22 protein-coding genes are annotated in these 25,363 nt (G+C 58.0%); 12 read left to right on the top strand and 10 right to left on the bottom strand.

Translation table 11 applies throughout. From position 1 onward, the window contains the following. Nucleotides 1–226: 226 nt before the first annotated feature. From zigA to EDC52_RS02330, 10 genes are all read left to right on the top strand, one after another. The gene (zigA, locus tag EDC52_RS02375) at nucleotides 227–1,447 is read left to right on the top strand and encodes a zinc metallochaperone GTPase ZigA (RefSeq protein ID WP_131863669.1); all 1,221 of its coding nucleotides are present in this window, start codon (nucleotides 227–229) and stop codon (nucleotides 1,445–1,447) included. 421 nt (nucleotides 1,448–1,868) lie between these two features. Further along, nucleotides 1,869–2,792, top strand: a complete 924-nt coding sequence (lpxL, locus tag EDC52_RS02370) for an LpxL/LpxP family Kdo(2)-lipid IV(A) lauroyl/palmitoleoyl acyltransferase (protein WP_131863668.1) — start codon at nucleotides 1,869–1,871, stop codon at nucleotides 2,790–2,792. A gap of 419 nt (nucleotides 2,793–3,211) precedes the next feature. Further along, a complete protein-coding gene (locus EDC52_RS02365; protein ID WP_131863667.1) occupies nucleotides 3,212–3,925 on the top strand; it encodes a GntR family transcriptional regulator in 714 nt (237 codons plus the stop codon). A gap of 3 nt (nucleotides 3,926–3,928) precedes the next feature. Beyond that, a complete protein-coding gene (locus EDC52_RS02360) occupies nucleotides 3,929–4,696 on the top strand; it encodes an ABC transporter ATP-binding protein (protein WP_131863666.1) in 768 nt (255 codons plus the stop codon). Nucleotide 4,697: 1 nt separating this feature from the next. Beyond that, complete coding sequence (locus tag EDC52_RS02355) at nucleotides 4,698–5,459, top strand: ABC transporter permease (RefSeq protein ID WP_131863665.1); 762 nt, start codon at nucleotides 4,698–4,700, stop codon at nucleotides 5,457–5,459. A gap of 11 nt (nucleotides 5,460–5,470) precedes the next feature. Next, on the top strand, nucleotides 5,471–6,451 hold the full coding sequence (locus EDC52_RS02350) for an ABC transporter substrate-binding protein (protein WP_131863664.1): 981 nt from the start codon (nucleotides 5,471–5,473) through the stop codon (nucleotides 6,449–6,451). A gap of 13 nt (nucleotides 6,452–6,464) precedes the next feature. Beyond that, a complete protein-coding gene (locus tag EDC52_RS02345; RefSeq protein ID WP_131863663.1) occupies nucleotides 6,465–7,481 on the top strand; it encodes a quinone oxidoreductase family protein in 1,017 nt (338 codons plus the stop codon). Nucleotides 7,482–7,546: 65 nt separating this feature from the next. Next, on the top strand, nucleotides 7,547–7,963 hold the full coding sequence (locus EDC52_RS02340; protein WP_131863662.1) for a PaaI family thioesterase: 417 nt from the start codon (nucleotides 7,547–7,549) through the stop codon (nucleotides 7,961–7,963). A gap of 9 nt (nucleotides 7,964–7,972) precedes the next feature. Next, nucleotides 7,973–8,758 carry a VOC family protein gene (locus tag EDC52_RS02335; RefSeq protein WP_131863661.1) on the top strand — a complete coding sequence of 262 codons (786 nt, stop codon included), beginning with the start codon at nucleotides 7,973–7,975 and terminating at the stop codon, nucleotides 8,756–8,758. After that, a complete protein-coding gene (locus tag EDC52_RS02330; RefSeq protein WP_131863660.1) occupies nucleotides 8,755–10,305 on the top strand; it encodes a class I adenylate-forming enzyme family protein in 1,551 nt (516 codons plus the stop codon). The genes EDC52_RS02335 and EDC52_RS02330 overlap by 4 nt, the downstream gene beginning before the upstream one ends. Before the next feature lie 176 nt (nucleotides 10,306–10,481). On the opposite strand, the gene EDC52_RS02325 is transcribed toward EDC52_RS02330, so the two are convergent. The 6 genes from EDC52_RS02325 to EDC52_RS02300 all read right to left on the bottom strand — a co-directional run bounded on the left by EDC52_RS02325 (nucleotide 10,482) and on the right by EDC52_RS02300 (nucleotide 18,411). Beyond that, a complete protein-coding gene (locus EDC52_RS02325) occupies nucleotides 10,482–12,320 on the bottom strand; it encodes an ABC transporter ATP-binding protein (RefSeq protein WP_131863659.1) in 1,839 nt (612 codons plus the stop codon). 14 nt (nucleotides 12,321–12,334) lie between these two features. Next, on the bottom strand, nucleotides 12,335–14,119 hold the full coding sequence (locus EDC52_RS02320) for a gamma-glutamyltransferase family protein (RefSeq protein ID WP_131863658.1): 1,785 nt from the start codon (nucleotides 14,117–14,119) through the stop codon (nucleotides 12,335–12,337). A gap of 18 nt (nucleotides 14,120–14,137) precedes the next feature. Continuing rightward, the gene (locus EDC52_RS02315; protein ID WP_131863657.1) at nucleotides 14,138–15,010 is read right to left on the bottom strand and encodes an ABC transporter permease; all 873 of its coding nucleotides are present in this window, start codon (nucleotides 15,008–15,010) and stop codon (nucleotides 14,138–14,140) included. Then, a complete protein-coding gene (locus EDC52_RS02310) occupies nucleotides 15,007–15,954 on the bottom strand; it encodes an ABC transporter permease (RefSeq protein ID WP_131863656.1) in 948 nt (315 codons plus the stop codon). The genes EDC52_RS02315 and EDC52_RS02310 overlap by 4 nt, the downstream gene beginning before the upstream one ends. Nucleotides 15,955–16,035: 81 nt before the next feature. Beyond that, complete coding sequence (locus EDC52_RS02305; RefSeq protein WP_131863655.1) at nucleotides 16,036–17,547, bottom strand: ABC transporter substrate-binding protein; 1,512 nt, start codon at nucleotides 17,545–17,547, stop codon at nucleotides 16,036–16,038. A gap of 81 nt (nucleotides 17,548–17,628) precedes the next feature. Beyond that, complete coding sequence (locus EDC52_RS02300) at nucleotides 17,629–18,411, bottom strand: FadR/GntR family transcriptional regulator (protein ID WP_131863654.1); 783 nt, start codon at nucleotides 18,409–18,411, stop codon at nucleotides 17,629–17,631. Nucleotides 18,412–18,780: 369 nt separating this feature from the next. Between EDC52_RS02300 and EDC52_RS02295 the strand changes: the two genes are divergently transcribed. Next, complete coding sequence (locus tag EDC52_RS02295; RefSeq protein ID WP_230467930.1) at nucleotides 18,781–19,956, top strand: serine hydrolase domain-containing protein; 1,176 nt, start codon at nucleotides 18,781–18,783, stop codon at nucleotides 19,954–19,956. A 102-nt stretch (nucleotides 19,957–20,058) separates the two neighbouring features. On the opposite strand, the gene EDC52_RS02290 is transcribed toward EDC52_RS02295, so the two are convergent. From EDC52_RS02290 to EDC52_RS02275, 4 genes are all read right to left on the bottom strand, one after another. Next, a complete protein-coding gene (locus tag EDC52_RS02290; RefSeq protein ID WP_131863653.1) occupies nucleotides 20,059–21,234 on the bottom strand; it encodes an MFS transporter in 1,176 nt (391 codons plus the stop codon). 117 nt (nucleotides 21,235–21,351) lie between these two features. After that, on the bottom strand, nucleotides 21,352–22,143 hold the full coding sequence (gene hisN / locus EDC52_RS02285) for a histidinol-phosphatase (RefSeq protein WP_131864085.1): 792 nt from the start codon (nucleotides 22,141–22,143) through the stop codon (nucleotides 21,352–21,354). 534 nt (nucleotides 22,144–22,677) lie between these two features. After that, nucleotides 22,678–23,481, bottom strand: a complete 804-nt coding sequence (locus EDC52_RS02280) for a DeoR/GlpR family DNA-binding transcription regulator (RefSeq protein ID WP_230467929.1) — start codon at nucleotides 23,479–23,481, stop codon at nucleotides 22,678–22,680. A 232-nt stretch (nucleotides 23,482–23,713) separates the two neighbouring features. Next, nucleotides 23,714–24,328: a TetR/AcrR family transcriptional regulator gene (locus tag EDC52_RS02275; RefSeq protein WP_131863651.1), complete on the bottom strand. Its 615-nt coding sequence runs from the start codon at nucleotides 24,326–24,328 to the stop codon at nucleotides 23,714–23,716. A gap of 188 nt (nucleotides 24,329–24,516) precedes the next feature. On the opposite strand from EDC52_RS02275, the gene EDC52_RS02270 reads away from it, so the two are divergent. Beyond that, nucleotides 24,517–25,323 (top strand): SDR family NAD(P)-dependent oxidoreductase, encoded by an 807-nt coding sequence (locus EDC52_RS02270; RefSeq protein WP_131863649.1) that lies wholly within the window; start codon nucleotides 24,517–24,519, stop codon nucleotides 25,321–25,323. The last annotated feature ends 40 nt before the right edge of the window (nucleotides 25,324–25,363 follow it).

The following is a 25,363-nucleotide window of genomic DNA, read 5'->3' as shown; positions in this document are numbered from 1 at the left end:
CGGGTTTTTTTTGGCCTGCAGAAAGGTTTAATGAACACAGGCTTACTCCGTGATTGGTCAATGTTAAGCCTATTTTAGCCAGCATGTTTTTGCATCAGTAAAAAGGGGAAGACTCGCTGTTATTTGTTATGTTATAACATATCATTCAACATAACAGATTTTCCGTTTGGGTGGCGAGTGGCCTTCGCTTAGGCAACATCTCCCCGATGGAGTAAGGAGCATCATCATGTCGTTAGTCAGATCACATCATGCGGATCAGCGTTTACCGGTGACCGTGCTTTCCGGGTTTCTCGGTGCCGGTAAAACCACGTTGTTGAACCATATCTTGAATAATCGTCAGGGTCTGCGGGTAGCGGTCATTGTCAATGATATGTCTGAGGTCAATATCGACGCGGCCCTGGTGAGGCAGGGTGGGGCCCAACTGTCCCGCACCGACGAGAAGCTGGTTGAAATGAGTAATGGCTGCATCTGCTGCACCCTGCGCGAAGATTTGCTGATTGAGGTGAAAAAGCTGGCCCAAGCGGGGCGTTTCGATCAACTGGTGATTGAATCGACCGGCATTTCCGAACCTTTGCCGGTAGCGGAGACTTTTACTTTTGCCGATGAAGCCGGTGAAAGTCTGGCTGATTTTGCCCGTCTGGATACCCTGGTCACCGTGGTGGATGCCTGTAATTTCCTCAATGACTATGCGTCCAGCGACAGCATCGCTTCGCGAGGGGAATCGCTTGGAGAACAGTATGAGCGCAGTGTGGTCGACTTGCTGATTGATCAGGTCGAGTTTTGCGATGTGTTGGTGCTGAATAAAACCGATCTTATCGACCAGGCGCAGCGGGAAAGACTGGTAGCCATACTGGCCCGTCTCAACCCGCGGGCCAACATTGAATTCGCCGAGTTTGGCCAGGTCAGCCTTGATCGCCTGCTGAATACCGGACTGTTTGATTTTGAGGCCGCCGCCGCCGCACCGGGCTGGCTGCAGGAACTGCGGGGAACGCATTCACCTGAAACCCTGGAATACGGCATCAGTCACTTTGTCTATCGCGCTAGACGGCCGTTTCATCCGCAGCGTTTCTGGCAGGTAATAAAGCAGCACATGACCGGGGTTATCCGTTCAAAAGGTTTTTTCTGGCTGGCCAGCCGGCCGCAATTTGCCGGATCCTGGTCACAGGCAGGGCAGGTATCCAGGGAAGGACTGGCCGGCCGCTGGTGGGTAAGCGTGCCCAAAGAACGCTGGCCGCAGGATGCGGAGTCGCTTGAATGTATTCATTCCCAATGGCACGACGAGGTTGGCGATGCCCGTCAGGAACTGGTGTTTATCGGCCAGAATATGGCTGAGGATGTGCTTCGCCGCCAATTGGATGCTGCCCTGCTGCAGGAGGATGAGATGACGATGGGTCCAGAGGGCTGGCGACAGTTTACCGATCCCTTTTCAGACTGGTTTAGCGCCTAAGTCAATTTATCCTCGCGCAAGCAGGCGCATTGCAGCCGGCCAGTAAGCCCGGCTGCTTAGCATTAATGCCGGCTGCCCCGCCTTTATGCCGGCTGCCCCGCCTTTATGCCGGCTGCCCCACGGCTGCCGGTGCGGGCCGGTAGCCGTGGGGCAGTACCGTCTATATGATTAAATGATGATAGTGAATTAATGCAATTGTCATCTGTCTAATGAATACTCAATAAACCCGCTAACATGGCCTATTTGAGCAGTCGTCAGTCTGCCCCTTTACTCTGTAGTAGGAAGAGGCACTATGAGTGCATTCAGAGCATTTAGAGCATTCAGTGCATTCAGAGCATTCAGTGCATTTAGTGCATTCAACGCTTTACCGCTCATCTAATGCATTAACGCTTATCGCAGGACGCATTCGAGATAATACGTCATGATTAATCATTCTAAAATTTTCCTGCACTATGGCCACCCCAGACATTGGCTGTTATGGTTTGGTCTGGGACTGCTGTTTCTTTTAGTACAACTTCCTTATCCGGCCCTGGTGAAATCAGGCGGCTGGCTTGGCCGGCGCTCAATGCATTTTTTAAAAAGACGCGTGGGAATAACGCGCCGTAATCTGGAACTGTGTTTCCCCCAAGACGATGCCCGGCAAATTCATGATCGCATAATTGATAATTTTACTTCATTGGGCATTGGGCTGATGGAAACCGGCATGGCCTGGTTTTGGTCTGATGAGAGAATAAAAAAATGGGTGAAGGTGACCGGCCTGGAGCATCTGCAGGCAGTCGAGAATAACCGCAGCGGCATTATCGTTATCGGTATTCATTTTATGACGCTGGAGCTGCATTTCCGTATTCTGGGCCACTGTAAACCGATGACCGTCATGTATCGGCCACATAACAGTAAAATCATGGAGCTGGTGCAGAAGTGGGGACGTTCCCGCTCTGGTAATCTGCTGGTCAATCGCAAGAAACTGGTGAGCATGGTACATACCCTAAAGCAAGGCGGCGTGGTGTGGTTCGCCCCCGATCAGGATAATGGCCCTAAAGGCAGCGTTTTCGTGCCTTTCTTCGGTGTTGACCTGACCGCGACCACCAATGGCACCTTTGTGATCGCCAAGCTGGCCAAGCCAAAGCTAGTCTGTGCGGTGGTTATTCGTAAACCCGATGGTCAGGGCTATCAGTTAACCATTTCGCCGACCCTTACCCACTATCCTTATGATGACAGTCTGGCGGCCGCCCATTACATTAATCAGGTCATTGAAGGCGAGATTATGAAGGCGCCCGAACAATATCTTTGGCTTCATCGCCGTTTTAAAACCCGGCCGGTAGGTGAGCAGTCGCTGTATATTTGATGGTTTTGAGCCAGCACTGTCTAGCATATCCAGTGCTGCTGATTGATAAAGATCCCCATTCCTCTTTGGTCTCTATACTGGCCTGCCGCTCGCCCTGTCTTAAAAACCCGTTTGATCTGATTCCATAATATCGCGGGCTTTAATTCGACTGTTTAACTATAAATATTAGCCTGCAGATTGCCGCGCTGACGCCCTACGACTGCCTTTGGTTTTAGGGTTGATATAGCAGCTTCAGCCGCTATCTGGCGCTTCTCCAGGCAATATTCGCTTTTTCTTAAGCTGCTCAGCTATGCCAATTTTGTGCTAACGCTAGCTGATTTTCTTATTATTCAAAGCGCAGTCTACTGGATACACTCGCCTTATTAAGCATCCTAGAAAATCACTGTGAGCTGCTCACAGAGGCGCGTTGAGGATAGTACATGTCATCAGATGAATCAGTTGCCACGGCCCAGCTGCCGCTGGCGGATATTGCTTATAACCAGCTACGGCGGGATATTCTGAGTTGCCGTTTGATGCCTGGCTCGATGATTACCGAAGCGGAGCTGATGGAGAGCTATCGGATCGGTAAAAGCAGTTGCCGGGTCGCGCTGGCGCGGCTCTGCCATGAACATCTGGTGGTTTCCCGTCCACGCAAGGGCTATCACATTGCGCCGGTTACCGTACAGGACGTGGAAGAAATCTTCACCCTGCGGGCGCAACTGGAGCCGCTGGCGGCACGGCTGGCGGTCGGTCGGGTTGATATTGAACAGCTGCGGCTGCTGGAGGCTGCCTGCCGGGTAGAGTTACCCGCCCCGTTGCCAGAGCGAATTGACGTCTTTATGAATGCCAATAAGCGCTTTCATCTGGCAATAGCGGTGGCATCGGGCAATACCCATCTTATTCGTACCCTGTCCGGCCTGATGGACGAAATGTCCAGGCTGGTGGCGCTCGGCTTTAATGTGCAGAAAACCAAGCCCGAAATCAAAAACGATCATAACGCCATGATCCAGGCGTTTATCGACCAGGATGCCAAACGGGTTGAGTTGATTGCCCGCCGTCATATCGAGACTTTCCAGGCGATGACCTTGGAAAAGGTCTACGCCACCCTGACCCGGGACGGCGTATTGCTGCCGATCCTGGCAAGGAGGGCCTAGCCGATGAGCCAGTTAGCCTTTGCCGAACCGGCGATATCCGCAGCGGTCATTGAACTGTCCGGCGTAGAAAAACGGTTTGGCAGCCTGCCGGTGCTGAATGACATTTCCCTGAAGGTGTATCAGGGCGAAATCGTTGCGCTGCTCGGCGCATCGGGCTGCGGAAAAAGCACGCTGCTGAACATTATCTCTGGGCTGCTGCCGCCTGAGAATGGCGTTATCACCCTGCAGGGCGAGCCGATTGAGCGTTTTCGCCGCTGGCACAAGCTGGGTTATCTGTTTCAGGAAGACCGACTGCTGCCCTGGCGCAACGTGCGTCAAAACGTCAATTTTGGCCTCGAAGCAGGCAACCTCGGCCGGGAAGAACGACGTCAGCGGGTCGAACGGGTACTCAAGCTGGTTGGCTTGGAGGGGTTCGGCGATGCCTGGCCTCACCAGCTTTCCGGCGGCATGCGCAGCCGGGTGGCGCTGGCGCGCAGTCTGGTGGTGGAGCCGGAAATCCTGCTGATGGATGAGCCATTCTCCAAGCTTGACCCACAGATTCGCAGCACCATGCATGACGAACTGCTGCGGATCCAGCAACTGACCAATATGACGGTGGTGATGGTCACTCATGACGTGGAAGAGGCGGTGGTGCTGGCCGATCGGGTGGTGATCCTCAAGCCGCATCCCGGGCGTATCCATCAGATTAGCGCCGTCGATTTGCCTCGTCCGCGCGTGCCGACCGGCAAAACGGTGACCGAGCAGGTCCGTCTGCTGCGGTTGGAGGTGTGAAATGAATAAATCCGGTCCTTGGTTAGCCATCATCGCCCAGCGCCTGACGCTGCTGGCGGTATTTATTATCGGCTGGTGGCTGGCATCCCGGCACCTGCCGGCCTTTGTGTTCCCCGGTCCGGCAAAAACCTGGCAGGCGGTGCTGCAATTGTGGCAGAGCGACACGTTCTTCCAGGATGTGGGTATCACCTTTTCACGGGTGCTGTCGGGATTCCTGCTGGCAACGCTTATCGGCACCCCGTTAGGGCTGGCGTTAGGGGCCAGTCGCTGGCTGGCGCAGTTTTTTGAACCATTGCTGGCGGTGTTTAACAGCGTCTCTTCAGCCATTTGGGCCATCTTCGCCATTATCTGGTTTGGTATTTCCGATGTGACCACGGTGTTTGTGGTGTTTATGACTGCGCTACCGTTGATATTGACCAACGTCTGGCAAGGGGCCAAAACGGTGGAGGCCCAGTATGTCGAGCTGGCCCGCAGCTTCCGCATGGGCAAACTGCAGACCCTGCAAAAAATATTCTTACCGACCATCCTGCCTTACTTTTTCTCCGGTGCCCGGCTGGCGTTCGGTTTTGGCTGGCGGGTGTCCCTGGTGGCGGAAACGCTGGGGGCATCGGACGGCATCGGCTATCGGCTGCGCCAGGCCGGTGATCTGGTGCAAACGGATCAGGTATTCGCCTGGACCCTATTGTTGGTCGCGCTGATGCTTCTGCTTGAGGGCGGCCTGCTTAAACCCCTGGAGCGGCATCTGTTCCGCTGGAAAATCTGAGAGAGAAATCGATGAAAAAACGAATGATAGCGGCCACATTGGCGGCCGGTATGTTGCTTTCCCTGTCGGCGGCGGCGGCGGATAAAGTAAGAATAGGCTATTGGACCAGCGGCGTCAGTCTCGGCTATGGGGCAGTACTGGAAAGCCAGGATTTCCTGGCCAAGCGCGGCATAGAGGCTGAATTTGTCCACTTTCCCAACGTCAATGGGCCGTTAAGCGCCCTGGCATCAGGTTCGATTGATCTGGCATTCGGCGCACCGCTGGCCGGCGTGTTCAGTTCGGCCTCCGAAGGGGTGCCGCTGAAGATATTTGCCGCCACCCAGCCGGCGGATGTCCAGTTCGTGGTGCCGGCCGACTCGCCCATCAGCCAGCTTTCCCAACTGAAAGGCAAAAAAATCGGCATGTCGCCGGCCGGTTCTTCGGTGGCGGTGATCGCCAGCACTATTTTGCAGCAGAACGCCGGTATCCAGCCGAGCGATTTCTCGCTGGTGGGGGGGAATGAATCGCGCCTGGCGCAGTTCCTGGCGCAAAAGCAGGTTGACGGCGCGGCCTTGAGATCGGTCACCATCAGCCAGCTCACCGAGTTGAAAGTGAAGTCCATCGGCAGCTTTGCCGAGGAATGGCAAAAGCTGACCCATTCCGCAGCGGTGCCTTATATCGGCGTCGGCGCGGTCAGTGGCAAACTGGCACAGGAAAACCCGCAGGCCATCGCCAAGGTGATTGCCGCCCTGCGCGACACCCTGGCCTGGGGGAAATCCCATCCAGCTGAGGTAGTGGCTATTTTGCAAAAACAGGCCAATTTGCCCAAGCATGATGCCGAGGTGTACGTCAGCCGCTGGGACAGCATGAACCGGCTGGTGTTTGAGCCGGCTGATATCGACACCCTTAAACGCCAGCACCGGGTGTTTCTCGACAGCGGCGCCATAAAAGGCACCCTCGATGACGCCCTGTTTGATACCGGGCCTTACCTGGCCGCCAAATCCATTCGATAAGCAGGAGAACCTTGTGAGCAATACCATGAAAGCGCTGGTCCTGGACCAGCATGGCGACCTCAGCCAACTGAAGGTGGTCACTGATAAAGCCATACCTGCGCCTGCGGCCGGGCATGTGGTGATACGGGTCGGTGCCTCTTCGTTTAACTATCACGATGTGTTTACCGTCAAAGGCATGCCGGGCATCAAAGTGCCGTTTCCGGTGGTGATCGGCCTGGATCTGGCCGGCACCATCAGTGCGGTGGCGGCGGATGTCACCGAGTGGAAGGTCGGCGACCGGGTGCTGGTCAATCCCCTGAAGCCGGGCGTAGGTCTGATGGGTGAAATGACCGACGGCGGCATGGCGGAATATGCCCAGGCCGATGCTGCCCAGTTGATAGCCTTGCCTGATAACGTCAGCGCAGAACAGGCGGCGGCGCTGCCGGTGGCTTATGGCACCGCTCACCGGATGCTGATTACCCACAACACCGTTAAAAAAGGTGACCGGGTATTGATATTAGGCGCCAGCGGCGGGGTAGGGACCGCCTGTGTGATTTTAGCCAAACATCTGGGGGCAGAAGTGATTGCCTGTGCCGGCAGCGAACAAAAAGCCAACGCCCTCAAGGCGCTGGGCGCCGACCAGGTGGTGAATTATCGCGAAACCGACTTTTCAACGTGGGCGATTGGCGAATACGGCAAACCCCAGCGCCGCAATTATGAAGGCGGCGTGGATGTGGTTATCAATTTCACCGGCGGCGACACCTGGCGTCCATCGCTTAAGTGCCTGAAGCGCGGCGGTACCTTGCTGGTGTGCGGCGCGACCGCCGGCTATGACCCGCAGGAAGACCTGCGCTATATCTGGAGCTTTGAACTGACGGTGAAAGGATCGAACAGTTTCTACCAGGACGATCTGTCCGCGTTGCTACAGATGGTGGCCGAGGGCCGGATTGATCCGCTGATTGACCGGGTACTGCCGCTGGAGCAGGCGGCCGAAGGGCTGCGTCTTATCCAGGACCGGGAAGTGCTGGGCAAAGTCATCGTCACCCCTTAAGCGGGCAAAAACAGTTAATCCGCCTCAGGCGCTGGCCTGCGGCATTCATCGATTGAGGAGTATCCATGAGCGACATTACCCTGCCGAGCGCCGCGGAGGTGCAGGCCAAATTGCTGAACGGCCCTTTCCATCAATGGCTGGGACTGGAAGTGCTGGCGGTGGGCAAAGGCGAGATAACCCTGCAGGCCCGCTTCCGGGATGAATGGATCGTTAATCCGGCCGGTGGCTATATCCACGGCGGCATCCTGGCTACCCTGATTGACTTGACCGCTGACTGGGCGCTGGTCGCCTGGACCGGCAAAGGGGTGCCGACGTTGGATTTGCGGGTCGATTATCACCGGCCGGCCAAAGGCGATTTACGCGCTGAGGGCCGGGTGATCAAAATCGGTAAACAGTTCTCCAGCGCCGAAGCCCGGATTCTGGACAGCGAAGGTCGCCTGGTGGCCAGCGGGCGCGGTCTTTACGCTACCGCACAGGCGTAAGGACGGCACGTGACGCATTCCCTCGACCATCTGGTCATTAATGGCCATTACGACATTGATCAACTGGCGGCCTGGTTTAGCGGACTGGGATTTAGGCTCACTCCCCGGGGCGTGCATTCTCTGGGGTCGCTTAACCACTTGATGATGTTTGACGGCCATTATCTCGAAATCGTCGGCCTGCCGCGCCAAGGCAAGGTGCGTCAGGAGTTGCTGGCAAGCCCGGTCGGCATCGACGGGCTGGTATTGGCCAGCCAGGATGCCGAGCAGACCCGGCAGCAACTGTCCCAGGCCGGCTTTTCGCTGCAACCGCTGCAGAATTTTAGCCGCCAGGTGGTCAGCGGCCAGCAGCAGGGGGTGGCGCGGTTTACCACCGTCAGATTAGCCCCCGGCGAATTTAGCGCCGGGCGGGTCTATTTTTGCCAGCACCATACGCCGGAATGGGTCTGGCGGCCGGAATGGCTGGGGCAGGATAATGGCGTCAGCCGGATTACCGGCCTGACGGTGGTGGCCGATGATCCTGAGGCCCTGAACGTGCATTATCGCCGGCTTGGCCTGGATCAGAGACAGTTCAACCTGCAGTTGATAACCCCGGACCAGGCCCGGCAGCGCTATGGCGATGTCCTGCAACTGCCGGCAGGGCGTGCCAGCTATTTTGCCGTTATTCATTTTCAGGGCGGTCGGCTTGACTGGATTGCCGAGGCGGCAACACGCCTGGGACTGCCGCTGGCGAAGCAACCGGACAGCGTGCGGGTGGCGCTGCCGGGCATGACCACCTTACTCGAGTTTATATCATGAGCCGCTTAATCAATCTTGGGGCGATCATCCGCTCAGACCTGCCGGGCGATCAGCTGGCTTTTATCAGCCCGGTTGATGACCAACGCCAGCGACAGATAACCTTCAGCCAGCTGGACCGCCGGGCAGACGCCATCGGCCGCGGACTCCTGGCGCGAGGACTTGCCACCGGCTGCCGGGTAGCGATCATCGGGCGCAACAGCATCGACAGTATCGCCTGCCTGCTGGGCATTTTGCGCGCCGGTCTGGTCGCGGTCCCGTTAAACCATAAATTTCCGGCCGACACGCTGGAAAAGATCCTGGCCGACAGCGATGCCAGGCTTATTTTCGGTGAGGCAGCACAGTTGGCACGTATTGAAAGCCCGGTGCCGACAGTGTCTTTTGATCCCGACGCCGAGCAGGGGCTGGATCGCTTTGTGGATGAAGGGCCGCTCGACGCCTGGCCGCCCGGCGCCGACAGTCTGGCGCTGCTGCTGTATACCTCCGGTTCGACCGGCATGCCCAAAGGAGTACGCCTAACCCATGCCAGCCAGCGCTGGACGGTAGAGACCCGGCTGCAGCAGCACGAACTGGATAACCAGCGGATACTGATTGCCGCCCCGCTATACCATATGAATGCGCTGGCGTTGTCGCTACTGGCGCTGGCCAGTCATATCACTGCCGTGCTGCTGCCTCAGTTCAGTGCAGCCGAGTATATCCGTGCGATTGACCGCTACCGCTGCAGCTGGCTGTCGGCGGTACCGCCGATGATCGCCATGATGCTGCAGCAGCCGGCGCTGCTGGCCCAAAGCAGCCTGGCAAGCGTCAAGGTGGTGCGGATGGGATCGGCGCCGGTCAATCAGAGCCTGTATCAACAGATCCATCAGTTGCTGCCTGAGGCCACCATCATCAATGCCTACGGCACCACCGAGGGCGGGCCGGTGGTATTCGGTCCCCATCCCCATGGGCTGGCGCCGCCGCTGGGTTCACCCGGTTATCCCCATCCGCAGGTGCAGGTCCGGCTGCGGGATGCCGAGGGTCGGGAAAGCGCAGAGCGGGGCATTCTGGAAATGAAAAGCCCGGGGCTGATGCAGGGCTACCACCAGCGTCCGGATATCAGGCCGCCTTTCACCGAAGAGGGATTCTATATCACCGGCGACGTGTTTGAGCGCGATGAGCAGGGGTTTTTCAGTTTTGTCGGCCGGCAGGACGATATGTTCGTCAGCGGCGCGGAGAATATCTATCCCAGCGAGGTGGAGCACCTGCTGGAGCGCCATCCGGCGGTACAGCAGGCCTGCGTGGTGGCGATAAATGATGATATCAAGGGCACCAAACCGGTAGCCTGGGTGCGGCTGCACCAGGGCCACCGGTTGACGGCCGATGCATTGAAGGCCTTTGCCCTGGCGCATGGGCCGGCCTATCTGCATCCCCGGCATATCTGGTTTGTCGAAAACTTTACGCTTGCCAGCACCAATAAAATCGACCGGCGGGCGCTGACGCGGGCGGCCCAGGAGCGGGTGGCCCAGGAGGATAAAACACCAGGCGGTGACACTGCCGGCATCAACGGCTGACCGGAGAGATCAACCGCTATACGCCGGCATCAACACCCGACAGTCTGTCCATCGGCATCTACCGGCATCTACCGGCATTACACCCTGACAGTCTGTCCAGCGGCAGCTACCGGCGTCTGAGCCTGGCCCCACTTGCCTTGCGGCCTGCGTGGCCATCAGGCGCAGTAATGCCCCGTTCAGGTTTGGTCCGCCGCCATCACCAGATGGCCGGGGCTGACCTCGGTATAGACCCGTTCAGGATGGGCATAGCCCAGCGGCCTGACCGGGCTTTTCAGCTCATCGATAACCGCATTGCGCCGCAGTCCGCGCCGGGCTGGATCCGGCACCGGCACGGCGGCAATCAGCTTTTGGGTATAGGGGTGCTGCGGATTGGCAAAGATAGCCGCCCGCGGACCTATTTCGACGATTTCACCCAGGCACATGACCGCCACCCGATGGCTAACGCGTTCCACCACCGCCATATCATGAGAGATAAACAGGAAGGCAATCTTGTATTGCTGCTGCAAGTCCAGCAGCAGATTGCAGACCTGGGCCTTGATCGACACATCCAGCGCCGAGACGCTTTCATCGGCGATAATCACCTTGGGATTCAGCGCCAACGCCCGGGCTATCGCCACGCGCTGGCGCTGGCCGCCGGAAAACTCATGGGGATAACGATCCATCATCTCAGGGGAGAGCCCGACCCGGTCGAGCAGTTCGGCCGCCTTCTGCCGGGCGGCTTTATGATTGGCCAACCGGTGTTTGATCATCGGTTCGGCGACCGCGGCACCGACCGTCATGCGCGGGTTCAGACTGGAGAACGGGTCCTGGAATATCATCTGTACGCTGCGGCGCATGCTGCGTACCCCCATGCTATCCAGATTGAGCACATCAAAACCATCCAGGGTAATGCTGCCGCCGAGAGGCTCTATCAGCCGGGCGATCGAGCGACCGGTGGTTGATTTGCCGCAGCCGGACTCGCCCACCAGCGACAGGGTTTCGCCCTGAAACAGATCGAAAGACACATTTTCCACCGCATGCACCGCGCCGCTGGTGCGCCCCAACAGGCCGGATCGGATAGCAAAACGGGTGACCAGGTTCTTGACCGACAGCACTGGGGTCTTGCCGCCTTCGACGGTGTCCGGCACGCTGTCGGCCGCGGTGAGGGTACCGCTGGCCATATCCACCCGGGGGAAGCGCAGCGGCCAGGCCTGTCCTGCCATTGATCCCAGCCTGGGCACCGCCGCCAGCAGTGCCCGGGTATAGGGATGCTTGCCATGATGAAACACCTCGGCGGTCGCGCCGGTCTCGACCTGATCACCCCGAAACATCACAATGGTACGGTCGGCAATTTCGGCGACTACGCCCATATCATGGGTGATAAACAGCACTGCCATGCCTTCTTCCTGCTGCAGCTGTTTAATCAGATCCAGTATCTGGCCCTGGATGGTAACATCCAGCGCGGTGGTCGGTTCATCGGCGATCAGCAGTTTGGGCCTGGAGGCAAGGGCCATGGCGATCATCACCCGCTGGCGCATGCCGCCGGAAAACTGGTGGGGGTATTCATCAAAGCGGCTGGCGGCATTGGGAATGCGGACTTTTTCCAGCAGGCGCAGGGTTTCGGCCCTGGCCTGCGCCTTGCCAAGGCCTTTGTGCCGTATCAACACCTCTGAGATCTGCCGGCCAATGGTAAATACCGGATTGAGCGAGGTCATCGGTTCCTGGAAAATCATCGCCACATCATTGCCGCGCACCCGGCGCATCTCTTTTTCCGGTAGCGCCAGGATATCCTGGCCATTGATGATGATCTGGCCTTCGATACGGCTGGCCCTAGGATCCAGCAGGCGCATTACCGACAGTGAGGTGACGCTTTTGCCCGAACCGCTTTCGCCGACCACCGCCACCGTCTCGCCGGCTTTCACTTCAAATGAAATATCACGCACTACCGTTTTCCATTCCCCGTCCACCCGAAAAGAGGTCGTCAGGTGGCTAACGGAAAGCACTGTTTCAGCAGGCGTGGTGTCAACTATCGTCATAATGGGTCCCTTGATTATCGGCCGATGGCATAAGCCTGCATCAGCCTGGGCGTCGCGGCGGCATGGAGCAGGCCGTCGTCATCGCGTTGGGCGGCGGTCAATCGTCCGACCGTCCAGGGATCGGCGGCGCTAATGTCGTGTCCGCGCGCCTTCAGGGCGGCCAGGACCGGATCGCCGATGCTGCTTTCAATCATTACGTTGCCCGGCTGGCAGGTGCGTGGGTAGAACGAGCCCGGGAAGTGGGCGGTATGGAACAGAGGCAGATCAATGGCCTGCTGCAGGTTGAGGCCAAAATGCACATAGCGCAGAAAGAACGCCAACTGCCACTGATCCTGTTGATCGCCGCCCGGGGTGCCGAATGCCAGCCGCGGTTTGCCCTGATACAGGGCCATAGAAGGGGTAAGGGTGGTGCGCGGCCTTTTGCCCGGGGCCAGCGAAGTGGGCAGACCGGGTTTGAGCCAGAACATCTGGGCCCGGGTATTGAGACAAAAACCGAGGCCGGGGATGATCGGTGATGATTGCAGCCAGCCGCCAGAGGGGGTCACCGACACCATATTGCCCTGGTTGTCGATAACATCGACATGCACGGTATCGCCGCGCTTTTCGGTCAGGTGGGACATGGTGGGTTCATACACCGCACCGGTGCCGCCCATGCCATTGAGCATCGCCATGGTCAGGTCATGCTGGTCTTCGAAGCCAGGCAGGCGGCCCGGGCGCAGGTCCATCGACGCCTCGGCGCCGATAAGCTTGCGGCGCTCCTGGTTATAGGCATCAGACAGCAGCGTCTGCATCGGTACCGGAGCACCATCCGGGTCGCCGTAATAGACCTCCCGGTCGGCATAGGCCAGCTTCATCGCCTCCACCAGCGTATGAACGAATTCTTCCCCTACCGGGTCCATGGCGGCGATATCGATATCTTTCAGCAGTGCCAGCGATTGGAGTAGCACCGGACCCTGTCCCCAGGGGCCGGTTTTGGCGACGGTCCAGCCATGGTAATCGTAAGTGGTCGGCTGTTCGATAGTGGCGGTCCAGTTGGCCAGGTCATCCAGGCTCAGCACCCCTTTATGACGTCGGCCGCTGGCATCCATCACTTCAGCGGTTTGCAGATAGTCACCAATAGCCTCGGCGACAAAGCCGCGGTAAAAGGCGTCCCTGGCTGCATCGATGCCGGCTTCGCGGCCGCCCCGGGCTTCAGCTTCAGCGATAATCCGTCGCCAGGTGGCGGCCAGCGCCGGGTTTTTGAAATTCGACAGCGCTTGGGGAGCCACACCGCCCGGCAGCCAGGTTTCATAGGACGTGGGCCATTCTTGTTTGAAAAATTCTGCTAGGCTTTGGATGGTGGCGGCCACGCGCGGCAGCAGCGGATGGCCATTTTCCAGATAGTGAATGGCGGGCTCCAGCACCTGGCGCACCGTCATGGTGCCGTAGTCGCGCAGCATCAGCATCCAGCCATCGAACGCGCCGGGGATAACCGTCGCCAGCAGGCCATCGCCGGGAATCAGATCCAGGCCTTCAGCGGTATAATGCTCAATAGTGGCCGCCGCCGGCGCAGTGCCCTGGGCGCAGATGACTTCCACTTTATCTTTATTGCTGGAATAGATAAGCGCCGGCATATCGCCGCCCGGGCCGTTCAGATGGGGCTCGACCACCTGCAGCACAAAACCGGTGGCGACGGCGGCATCAAACGCATTGCCGCCCTTTTCCAGTATGCTCATACCGACGGCCGATGCAATCCAGTGGGTCGACGTGACGACCCCGAAGGTCCCGAGTATTTCGGGACGGGTGGTGAATTCACTCATTACGCTATCCTTATCTGTTTAGTGTTCGCGCGGGTCCAGCGCATCGCGCAGACCGTCGCCGAGCAAATTGAAACCGATAACCACCAGGAAGATGGCTGCACCGGGCCACATCGCCATCCACGGCGCCTGGCTCAGGAAGTTTTTCGCCACATTGAGCATCGATCCCCAACTGGCGGCCGGCGCCTGCTGGCCCAGTCCGAGGAATGACAGACTGGCTTCGGCGATAATGGCGGTGGCGACGGTCAACGTCGCCTGCACGATAATCGGCGGCAGGATATTGGGCAGGATATAGCGCAGCAGGATATCGCCATGACCCAGTCCAATCGAGCGCGCGCCTTCGATATAATCCTCGGTTTTAACCGCCAATACCTGGGAGCGGGTCAGGCGGACAAAAATCGGCATGGCCGACAGACCGATGGCAATCATCGCATTGGTCAGGCTGGGGCCGAGGAATGCCGCCAGCGCAATGGCCATGATAAGGAATGGCATGGCCAGGAACGCCTCGGTGATACGCGAGATAACCTGATCGACCCAGCCGCCGAAGTAGCCGGAAATCAGGCCGAACGGCACCCCGGTCAGTACGGCGATCGCCACTGAAATGACGCCGGCCATCAGCGAGGCCTGCGCGCCCCATACCATTCTGGACAACACATCACGGCCGATTTCATCGGTACCGAACCAATGGGCAACTGAAGGCGCTTTACGGATAGCGCTCCAACTGGTGGCATAGGGATCCGCCAGCGGCAGCAGCGGGGCCAGTATCGCCAGCAGCACGAAAAACAGGATGATAATCAGCCCGGCAATCGAGCTGCGATTGCGTTTCATTTTCTTCCAGGCACGATTTTCTTGAGTCGCCTGCGGCGCCGGAAGGGGGGTAGCGGTCAAGGTCACAGGGCGCTCCTCATCCTGGGGTTGAGCAGTACGGCGATAACATCAGCCAACAGATTCATGATAATAAAGCCCACCGCAGTACACAGCACCACCCCCTGTACCACCGCGTAATCGCGGTTGAATACCGCATCGACAATCAGTTTGCCGAAGCCGGGAATGGTGAAGATCTGTTCGGTCAGTACCGCGCCGGCCAGCAGTTCGCCGAACAGCAGGGCGGTCAGGGTAATCACCGGCGACAGGGCGTTTCGAAATGAATGACTCAGCACCACCTGCCGGTTGGTCAACCCTTTGGCGCGGGCGGTACGGATATAGTCCGACTTCATCACCGAGATCATGGCCGAGCGGGTGTGGCGCATCAGGGTGGCCGCCAGCGCGGTGCCGAGCACAAAAGCCGGCATCAGGGTGGTCTGCAGTGAGCGTAGCGGGTCGACGAATATCGATTCATAACCCGAGGCGGGCAGCCAGCCCAGCTGTACCGATACCAGCAGAATCAGCATGATGCCCAGCCAGAAATTGGGGATCGACAGGCCGGAAAGGGCAAAGATGTTGGCGATATAATCGATGGCGGTATTCTGCTTGACCGCCGCCAGAATGCCGGCCGGTACGCCGATAATCAGAGCAAACAACATCGACATCAATGCCAGCTGGACAGTGACCGGCAGCTTCTCGCCGATAAGATCAAGCACCGGCTGGTTGGTGCGCAGCGAGACGCCGAAATCGCCCTGGGCCACTGAACCGAGCCAGTAGAAATACTGATAGACCACCGGATCGTTCATCCGGTATTTCTCCCGCAGCAGTTCTATCACCGCCGGATCGCGCTCTTCTCCGGCCATGGCGAGGATCGGATCGCCCGGCAGCAGCTTTTGCAGTGAAAAGACAAAGATGGAAATGATCAACAGGGTGGGTATGGCGACCAGCAACCGTTTGCCGATATAACTGTACATGCAGGCAACTCCTCAATAATTCGACTACCTGAACCTCATCGCCCCGGGCACGCCATTCGAGCCCGGGGAGTGCTGCTGGATTCAGTCGGCTTTTTTGACGCCGGTCAGGCGGATCATGCCGTCAGTCGAGGGGGTAAAACCGCTGATTTTCTTGGAATAGGCATAAAGATAAGCCTGGTGGCCCAGATAGATCATCGGCAAATCGTCATTCAGAATACGCGTTGCGGCATCATATTTGGCCTTGCGTACCGCGACGTCGCTGGTCTCACGGGCTTCATTAAGCAGCTTATCTACTTCGGGGTTGCAATACTTGGTGTCATTAAGACCGCCCTTGCAGGTGACAAACTGATGCACATTGCCGTCTGGATCAGAGCGGCCAGACCAGTCGGAACGTGACAGCTGGTAGTTGCCGGCAGACTGTTCGGACAGCAGGGTGGCAAACTCGGTCGACTTCAGTTTGACGTCAAAACCGGCTTCGGCGGCCATCGACTGGATGACCTGCATCATCTGGGTCTGGGTGGTGTTATTGGCATGCTGCAGTTCAAGGGTAAAACGATCATAGCCGGCGGCTTTCATCAACGCCTTGGCTTTGGCCACATCCCGCGTCGGTACCGGCAGGTCCTTGTTATACCAAGGGCTGGTCGACGGCCAGGGCTGGTTGCCGGGCAGGGCGGTGCCTTCATAAACCACCTGATTGATGGCGTCGCGATCGATTGACAAAGAGAAGGCCTGGCGCAGGCGCTTATCCTTGCCAAAAGGATTATCCGCCTTGGCGCCATTGCCGACATTGACATACAGCGACAGATAGCCCGGGCCGACCACTTTGCCGTAGACCAGGTTGGCGTCTTTCTTGACCGCCTCAACGTCGGAGGCGGAAATACGTTCAGCCAGATCGAGCTCGCCCGATTGCAGGTTGGCCAGGCGCACGGTGGTGTCCGGTATCGGCAGGAAGGTCACTTTATCGAGATACACCTTATCCGCGTTCCAGTAGTCGGCAAATTTTTCCAGTACAATGCGGTCCTGCTGAACGCGCTGCACAAATTTGAAGGCGCCTGAGCAGACCGGGTTGGAACCGAAATTGGCGCCCAGCGCCTTGCCGGCGGTCGGGGAAATCATCATGCCGGCGCGGTCGGACAGCTGCGCCAGCAGACTGACATCCGGGCTTTTCAGCGTGAAGGTCACCTGGTATTCGCCGCTGGCTTCCACCTTGGCCACCGAGGACAGCTCACTCTTGCGGCGGGATTCGGGCAGGGTCAGGTTACGGTTGATGTTATAGACCACCGCGTCAGCGTTAAACGGCGTGCCATCGTGGAATTTTACCCCCTGGCGCAGATCCATGGTCAGGGTGCGTCCTTCATTGCCCCATGCCCATTTTGTGGCGAGCTGAGGGATAACCGTCAGCTGATTATCCACATCCACCAGTTTATCGCACAGGCTGGTATAGACCAGACGGCCGACAAATGACCGTGACTGGGCCGGATCCAGTACGTCGGCATCGTCCATCAGGCCAATGCGCATTTCGCTGGCATAGGCCGTGGAGGCTAGCATAGTCCCGGCCAGCAACAGCCCGGCCTGTAGGGTAAATCGAGTCATTTTGTCATTCCTCTGGTGGGGGGGGGCAGGCAGGACTGGGCCTGCCCCAAGTGTGTCCAAGGTCTCTTTAAGGTGGTCTGTCTAGGATCTGTCTAAATCGGTGCTATCGACCGTTACGCTGCCATCGACGTTCGGGACCAGATGGCTCATGGAGGTCTGGCGTATCAGCCGCTCCTGCAGGGTCAGCAGATGCAGGCGCATCGCGTCTCCTGCTCGTTGCGGATCCCTGGCGGCTATGGCCTCGATGATCTCGGTGTGGTGATCATGGGAGCCCATCGACGGCGGCTGTTTACGCGCTCGTTCACGCAGCGCTTGCCAGGCGGGGTCTTGCCGGACGCGGTTGACGATATCGAACAGCGATAGGAACAACTGATTGCCGGCGCTTTGGGCAATCACCCGGTGCAGCGCGCCATCCCACAGCTCACCCCAGTCGGCATCGTCACGCTCGCCAATCTTGTCGAGCAGGGTGCGCATCTTTTCAATATCGCGCGGCTTGGCGCGCAGCGCCGCTAACTGGGCTAACTGCGGCTCAAGACGCAGCCGGACTTCCATGATCTCCATAAAATTGGTTCCATCGATCAGATTGGCCGCATGATTGCCCCAATCATCGGGCTTTTGGCCAAGAAAGGTCCCCGCTCCCTGTTTGCGCCAGATAAGCCCTTCGGCTTCGACCACTTCCAGCGCTCGGCGCACCTCCCGCCGGCCGACGCCCCAACGCTCTGAGAGTGCCCGTTCGGTAGGTAATTTGCCGTTGGGTTCAATGGCGCTGTGGCTCAGCAGTTCGCGTAACCGGCCAAGAGCATAATTGGAATTCTCCTGGCCGATTGAGGAATACTCTGGCGCAATATCGGAATTTTTTATCATATTATTTTCTAATGATTTGCCCATTGGTTCGTTCCAATCTTCAATTGGTTCAACAAACCATGTTGGTACGATGCAGTCAATAGCGCGCCTTTCCGGCTGGCCAGAGCGGCGTTAAATGAAACACTGGCCGGGGGCGGGTGGAAGGCGGCATTATTCGGTTATCGGCTTTTTTAGCAGGTCAGAGATGTTTCCTAACGGCATTTTTCAGGCGATAAATATTGTTCAAATAAAAGAAAAAAAAGTCACATATAAATGAAATATTGATCTGATCAAGCGGGGAAACGGCTATCGTCGCGCCATAGTCCAGACAGCGTGCCGGATTTGGTCTTACACTCATACTATTGCCAGGCGCTTTGAAGGGGAAAACGGATGCAGCAGTCAGCAGCGGCGAAAGGGGCGCTCAGCGCGAGGAAGATCTTCAGCGTGGTGGGGCTGGCCGCAGTAGTATGGCCGAAGAGTGGGATTACACGGCTGCCAGGGCCGCTGATGCGCGCTTTGCTGATACCGATTATTGTGCTGCCGCTACTGCCGCTGCTGCCCCAGGCGAGCGCCGCGCCGCCGCTCGCCATCAGTCAACTGGCCGACCAGGCCGGCGCTATCCAGCCGCTGGAAACGCTGATTATCGCCCGCGATGGCCAGATACTGGCCGAGCGTGGCTATCGCGGCCACCGGACCACCTCAGCCACCAATATCAAATCAGCATCCAAAACGGTGATATCGGCCTTGGTCGGTATCGCTATCGACAAAGGCATATTGACCGGCAGCGACCAAAAAGTGGCCGGGCTGCTGGAAAAAGAGTTGCCGGCCAATCCTGACCCCCGTTTCGGCCGGCTGACCCTCGGTCATCTGCTTTCGATGCAGGCCGGGCTGGGGTCGACCTCCGGCCCCGGCTATGGCGCATGGGTCAGCAGCCGGAACTGGGTCCGCGCAGCGCTGGCTCGACCGTTTCAGGACCAGCCGGGTGGCGCAATGATTTACTCTACCGGCTCTACCCACCTGCTGTCGGCCATTCTTACTCGCCGGACCGGCAAAAGCACCCTTGCGCTTGCCAGGGACTGGCTGGGGCCGCTCAGCGGATTCACCATCGCCAACTGGGCGCGGGACCCGCAGGGTATCTACCTGGGCGGTAACGAAATGGCGATGAGTCCGCGCTCTTTGCTGGCGTTCGGCGAGCTTTATCGCAGCGGCGGCGTCACCCCTCAGGGGCAGCGGCTGCTGTCTGAGCAGTGGATCAGGTCATCCTGGCAGACGCGCACCCATTCAGTATATACCGGCGATGGCTATGGTTACGGCTGGTTTCACACCCGAATTGCCGACCGTGATGTGCATTATGCCTGGGGCTTTGGCGGCCAGATGCTTTATATCGTCCCCAGCCTCAAGCTGACGGTGGTGATGACGTCGGACGGCACCACTTCCGCTGCTCGCTCCGGCCATCGCTACCGGCTGTATCAATTGCTGGGCGAGATAATCAACCTGATAACGGCTCATGGCGCCGATAATGCGGCCGGGAAACCGGACATGCACCGTGCATACGATAATGGGTAACCCGGCGTTGTTGCGGCAATGGGCTGCAGATGAATGACCGCAGCCCGGTGCAAGACAACACCCGCTGGCGCGGGCTTTTATGTTGCGGCTGATGTTAAATCGCTAGTTTTTCACCACCTTGGCCAGCAGCACCACCATCAGCATCAGTACGGCGACGAAACCAAATGCGATGGCCAGACTGCTGTGATGGGCGATAAAACCGATACTGGCCGGGCCTGCCAGTACGCCGAGATAGCCAAGCGTCGTCACCGCAGGTACTGCCACCGCCTGGGGCATACTGTTCTGACGGCCGATGGCCGAGAACACCACCGGTACGATATTGGCGCAGCCAATGCCTATCAGGGCATAGCCGACCAGCGCCGCGGTCCAGGAAGGCAGCCACAGGGTGAGAAACAGGCCCGCCGCCGCCAACAGCGCGCCAACCACCACCACCCGATGCTGTCCTAACCGGGCGACGATGCTGTCGCCGGTCAGTCTGCCCAGCGTCATGGCGGCGGCAAAGCAGGCAAAACCCAATCCGCCCTGGGCGTCAGGTAATTGACGGTATTCGGTGAGGAAAATCGCGCTCCAGTCCAAAACCGTCCCCTCGGCCAGAAATACCGCGAAACAGATCACGCCCAGCACCAGCACCGTTCCGCGCGGCACGGCGAACGCCGGCCCTTCGGCCGGGTTGGCATAAGGCAGAAAACCGCGCAGGCTGGCGGCCAGTAACACCAGCACCAGGCCGCTGGCGATAAGACTGGCCAGCAGGGCGCTGAGCCCCAGCGACATCATGGCGCTCATGGCGCCGGCGCCGGCAATGCCGCCGATGCTGTAAAAACCATGGAACCCCGACATCAGCGGTCGGGGAGCCGCTTTCTCGACAATGATCGCCTGCACATTCATCGCACAATCGGTGGTGCCGATACCGATGCCGAAGGCCACCAGGGCAACGGCCAGCAGCCAGGGGGAGGGAATAATCGACAGCAGCGGCAGCATGAGGCTAAAAAGGACCACGGCAAACAGCATCACCTTGCGGCAGCCGAAGCGGGTGGTGAGCACCCCGGTCAGCGGCATCGCCACCAGCGCACCCATCCCCAGGCAGAGCAACAGCATCCCCAGCGTGCCGTCGCCGACACCGGTATTCAGTTTGGCAAACGGCACCAGCGCAGCCCAGGCGGCGGTGGCGAAGCCGGCCATAAAAAAAACCGTTCTGGTGGCGGTTCGCTCGCGTTTAGCGGGCGTATCCCGCCGCTCTGCGCGGGTAGCGGCGGCATTTAGCGTTGAGGGTTGACTCATAAAACAGAAATCCTTACTGCAAAGGGCCCCGCAGGGGCTGGAAAATAAGGCGATAGAGATTCAGTTTAGCCATTAATGCTATTGAGAGCTTGCTCATGCAGGTGTTGGAAATTAAGTTTAGCCATTAAGGATACTGAGGGCCTGTTCATGCAATCGCGGGCAGCCGCAGGCCAGGATCTGTCCGCCTGATTCCGGGCGTTCCCCCTGAAGGGTAGTAATCCGACCGCCTGCCTGCTCAATAATCGGAATCAGCGCCACAATATCATAGGGCTGGAGATCATATTCCAGGCAGATATCAATTCGGCCGGCGGCCAGCATTGCCATCGCATAGCATTCGCCGCCGTAGCGGGTCATCAGGGTCGCTGCGGACAGGGCGGCAAAATTGACTTTGGGGTGACGGGCAAGCGGTTCCGGCGAGGTGGTATGGAGTATCGCCTGGGCCAGCGATACATTTTTGCGGGTGCTGAGCGGCGTTGTTACCCCTTGGCGCTGATACCATGCCTGCTGCCCATCGGCCCAGAACCGTTCACCGGTAAAAGGCTGATCCATCATGCCCATCCGCGCCCGTCCATCAACATTCAAACCTATCAGGGTTGCCCATACCGGCAAGCCGCACAGAAAAGGCCGAGTGCCATCGACCGGATCCAGCACCCATTGGATTGGGCCGCTGCCGGTGGTGCCGAATTCTTCTCCCATAATGGCGTGCTCAGGAAACGTTGCATCAATCAACGCCCGCATCACCCGTTCCGCTTCCCTATCGGCATCGGTGACCGGATCAAAGCGGTAGCCTTCTTTGGGCTTGGAGCCCACATGCAAGTCGTTCTGGCTTCGGTAGCGGGGCAGGGTCTGCAGGTCGGCCGCATCGGCGAGCTTATGGAAAAAATCGATATCAGGGATGTTGTAGTTCATCATTGTTCCTTTAGTGATATTGAAAGACGCGACCTGAGCGATGCCTTGCCGGCAGCTGAGGGTAATTCATTGCTCGATTGTGCTTGATTGTGCTTTTTTAACTGCAGTTTTTCAACCGTAATGACGCTGTATTTGTAAAAAAGTGACACTGTCATGGGTAGCATTGCCCGCGATGATTACTCACCTGGCAGGGTGTGAACGTAATATTTCGATTATTTATCAGTTAAATATAAGGATATTGGCTGTGAGTGTAAGTCTGCTTCGACGCAGGCAATATTTTTGGCGACGCCCGATACACTCAGCGCTCGCCGGCATACCGCGCATAAACGAGCTAATAGGCGCATCCGACGGCTCTTGACCATGACGCTATAAATTATCAACGCGGTATGACGTCAGCATGAACGTCTGTCGTGGCGTAATGCCGGCCGGGCTGGGATGCCGAGCAACATGACCCGTATAACCCAAGCGCGCAGTACCGGTATCCGCAGAGGAACTGAGGAGGAAAGGGGTCATTGCAGGGACTGGCTCGCAAGGTTACCGGGCTACGATGACATTGAGCTTATGTTGCTGGAGCAGGTTGAGACTGGCGTCGGATAACCCTTTGTCGGTGAACAGGGTGGTAATATCATCACTGTCGCATACCCGATAGCGCGCCAGGGCGGAGAGTTTATTGGCCGTCAGGGCGACGAAAATTTCATTGCTGCGCCTGAGCAAGGTTTTTTTAAACTCGGCCTCTTCATAGCCAAACACCGTCAGGCCATGATGGACGTCAAAAGCGCATCCGCCGAGCAGGCATTGATCGAAATACATGGTCTCCAGTTGCCGCAGGGTATCAATGCTCACCGCGCCGCCGGTCTCACGGTTAATCTTGCCGCCGATCAATATCACCTCCAGTTCGGGATGCCGCAGCAGCTCTGCCGCGATAAGCGGCGAATTACAGACTACCGTCAGTTTCATCGTATCCGGAATAAGCCTCGCCACTGCCAGGTTGGTGGTGCCGGCATCGATAAACACACAGGTATCGGGCTTCAATACGCCCACGGCGGCGCGGGCGATGTCCGCTTTGACGCTATCATCCTCGGTCAGACGTTCGTTGAAATTGCCGGCCGGCGCCAGCATATTCACCGCACCGCCGTACACCCGCTTGCAGGCTCCGGCCCGAGCCAGCTCTTTCAGATCCCGTCGGATGGTATGCTCGGAGACGTTCAACGCGCGCGACAGCTCAGCACAGACCACGCGGCCCTGTTCACTGAGCAACTGTTTTATTTTGCACTGCCGTTGTGGCGGAAAGGCGGCGTAGTCGACCATGGTAGCCTTAGAATTATCAGAATCGCGCATAATCAAGCATCATTAGACAAAGTGCCGGTCATGTCAATCATTGGCCATTGGCGGCGCGTTCACCGAGATTGAACACGCCAGCCCAGCGGCCAGGCTTGAGGGCGAAAAGCAGCCGATCTGAAACCCGGCCCTAAAACGGAGGGGCTGATAAATGTCGTTAAGGTAGCCGCTAATGATGCCGGAAGGCTGCTTTAGACCGTCACTCGGTAAACTGAGCTATCAGCATCGCGTCTTACTCCTGATGCCGGGGCGTATCCCCTGGCTTGGCTTGTTCCTTGAGCAGGCTTTGCCTGGCCGCTGCAAGAAATGCATCTGATAACGGGTCGCCGGCCGTGGCCCTGGCAAGGGTCAGCGATCCGACCAGCAGGGCCAACCGAGCCAGTGCCTGCTGGCGTTCTTCAGGCTGATTATCATTATTCGAAAATGATTCCAGCCTGGCCAGCATCGATTTTACCCCGTCGATATAGACTGCACGTACCGGCTTATCCTCGCTCTCGCGGGCCACATCGCTGGCTAATGCGGTAATAGCGCAGCCATCATCAATATTGTCGCGATGGGCGGCAGACAGATAAAACGCGGCCAAGTTACCGAGATTATCCTGGTCAGGCTGGCGACAGGCACTCTGCCAGCGAGCGCGAGAATCGTCCAGTGCCTGGCGGCAGGCGATTGCCGCCAGCTGATCTTTGGACGCAAAATGGCCGTAGAATCCGCCGTGGGTCAGGCCGACCGCCGCCATCAGATCATTAACGCTGACGCCGTTCAATCCCTGGGCTCGAAACAGCCTGGACGAGGTAGCTACTATCGCATGGCGATTCAGCGCCATCTGTTGTTTTGATGCTCGGGCCATAATTTCTCCTCACGATGATTATTTATGATAGTCGATAATTCTCATAAATGTCACTTATCATCTAATCATACGGTAGGGATTGACACTTAGATGATGGTCGTCATAATATAATTTATACATGACGTATATCATTTATAAATAGCGATCCTTTATGGGCTGTTGCCCCACTATCCTCTGAGAACATCACTATGAATACGTGTCCTACCGTTCTTATCACCGGCGCCTCAACCGGCATTGGCGCCACCTATGCCGAGCGTTTTGCCCAACGCGGTCATAACCTGGTGCTGGTGGCCCGCGATGCTTGCCGCATGGCGGCATTGGCTTCCGGCCTTCGTCATCGGCATCAGGTAGAGATTGATATCATCAAGGCGGATTTGACCGCTGCCGCCGACCTGGCAAAGGTAGAAGCACGGCTGCGCAATGATGTGCAGATCGGTATCCTGGTCAACAATGCCGGCATCAGCCTGGGCGGCCGCTTTACCGAACAGTCTACCGACGATATCGGCAGGCTGGTTAGCCTGAATACCACCGCCCTGGTGCGGCTTGCCAGTGCGGCAGCGCCGCGTCTGGCGGCAGCGGGTGAGGGGGCAATCATCAATATCGGTTCAGTGGTCGGCCTGGCGCCGGAGTTCGGCATGTCGGTATATGGCGCCACCAAGGCGTTTGTACTGTACCTCTCTCAGGGACTCAACCTGGAATTGGCAAGCAAAGGGGTCTATGTCCAGGCGGTACTACCGGCGGCCACGCGCACGGAGATCTGGCAACGTTCCGGTACCGATATCAATACCCTGCCGGCGGTAATGGAGGTGGAAGAACTGGTGGATGCCGCGCTGGTCGGTTTTGACCGTCGTGAGGCAGTGACCATCCCGCCGCTGCATGATATTGAACAGTGGCAGGCATATCAGGAGGCACGCCAGGGCATGCTGCCCGGATTCCGCCAATCCCGGGCCGCCGCGCGTTATCGAAGCGACCCGATAAAGGGCTCATACTGTTAAGCTGGCCAACGGCAGAGCGGTTAGCTTATGTTTTCAACTT

The sequence above is a fragment of the Biostraticola tofi genome, from assembly GCF_004343195.1.
Lineage (GTDB): Bacteria > Pseudomonadota > Gammaproteobacteria > Enterobacterales > Enterobacteriaceae > Biostraticola > Biostraticola tofi.
Note: the sequence above shows the minus strand (reverse complement) of the source record. Positions and strands in the feature narration are given on the sequence as shown.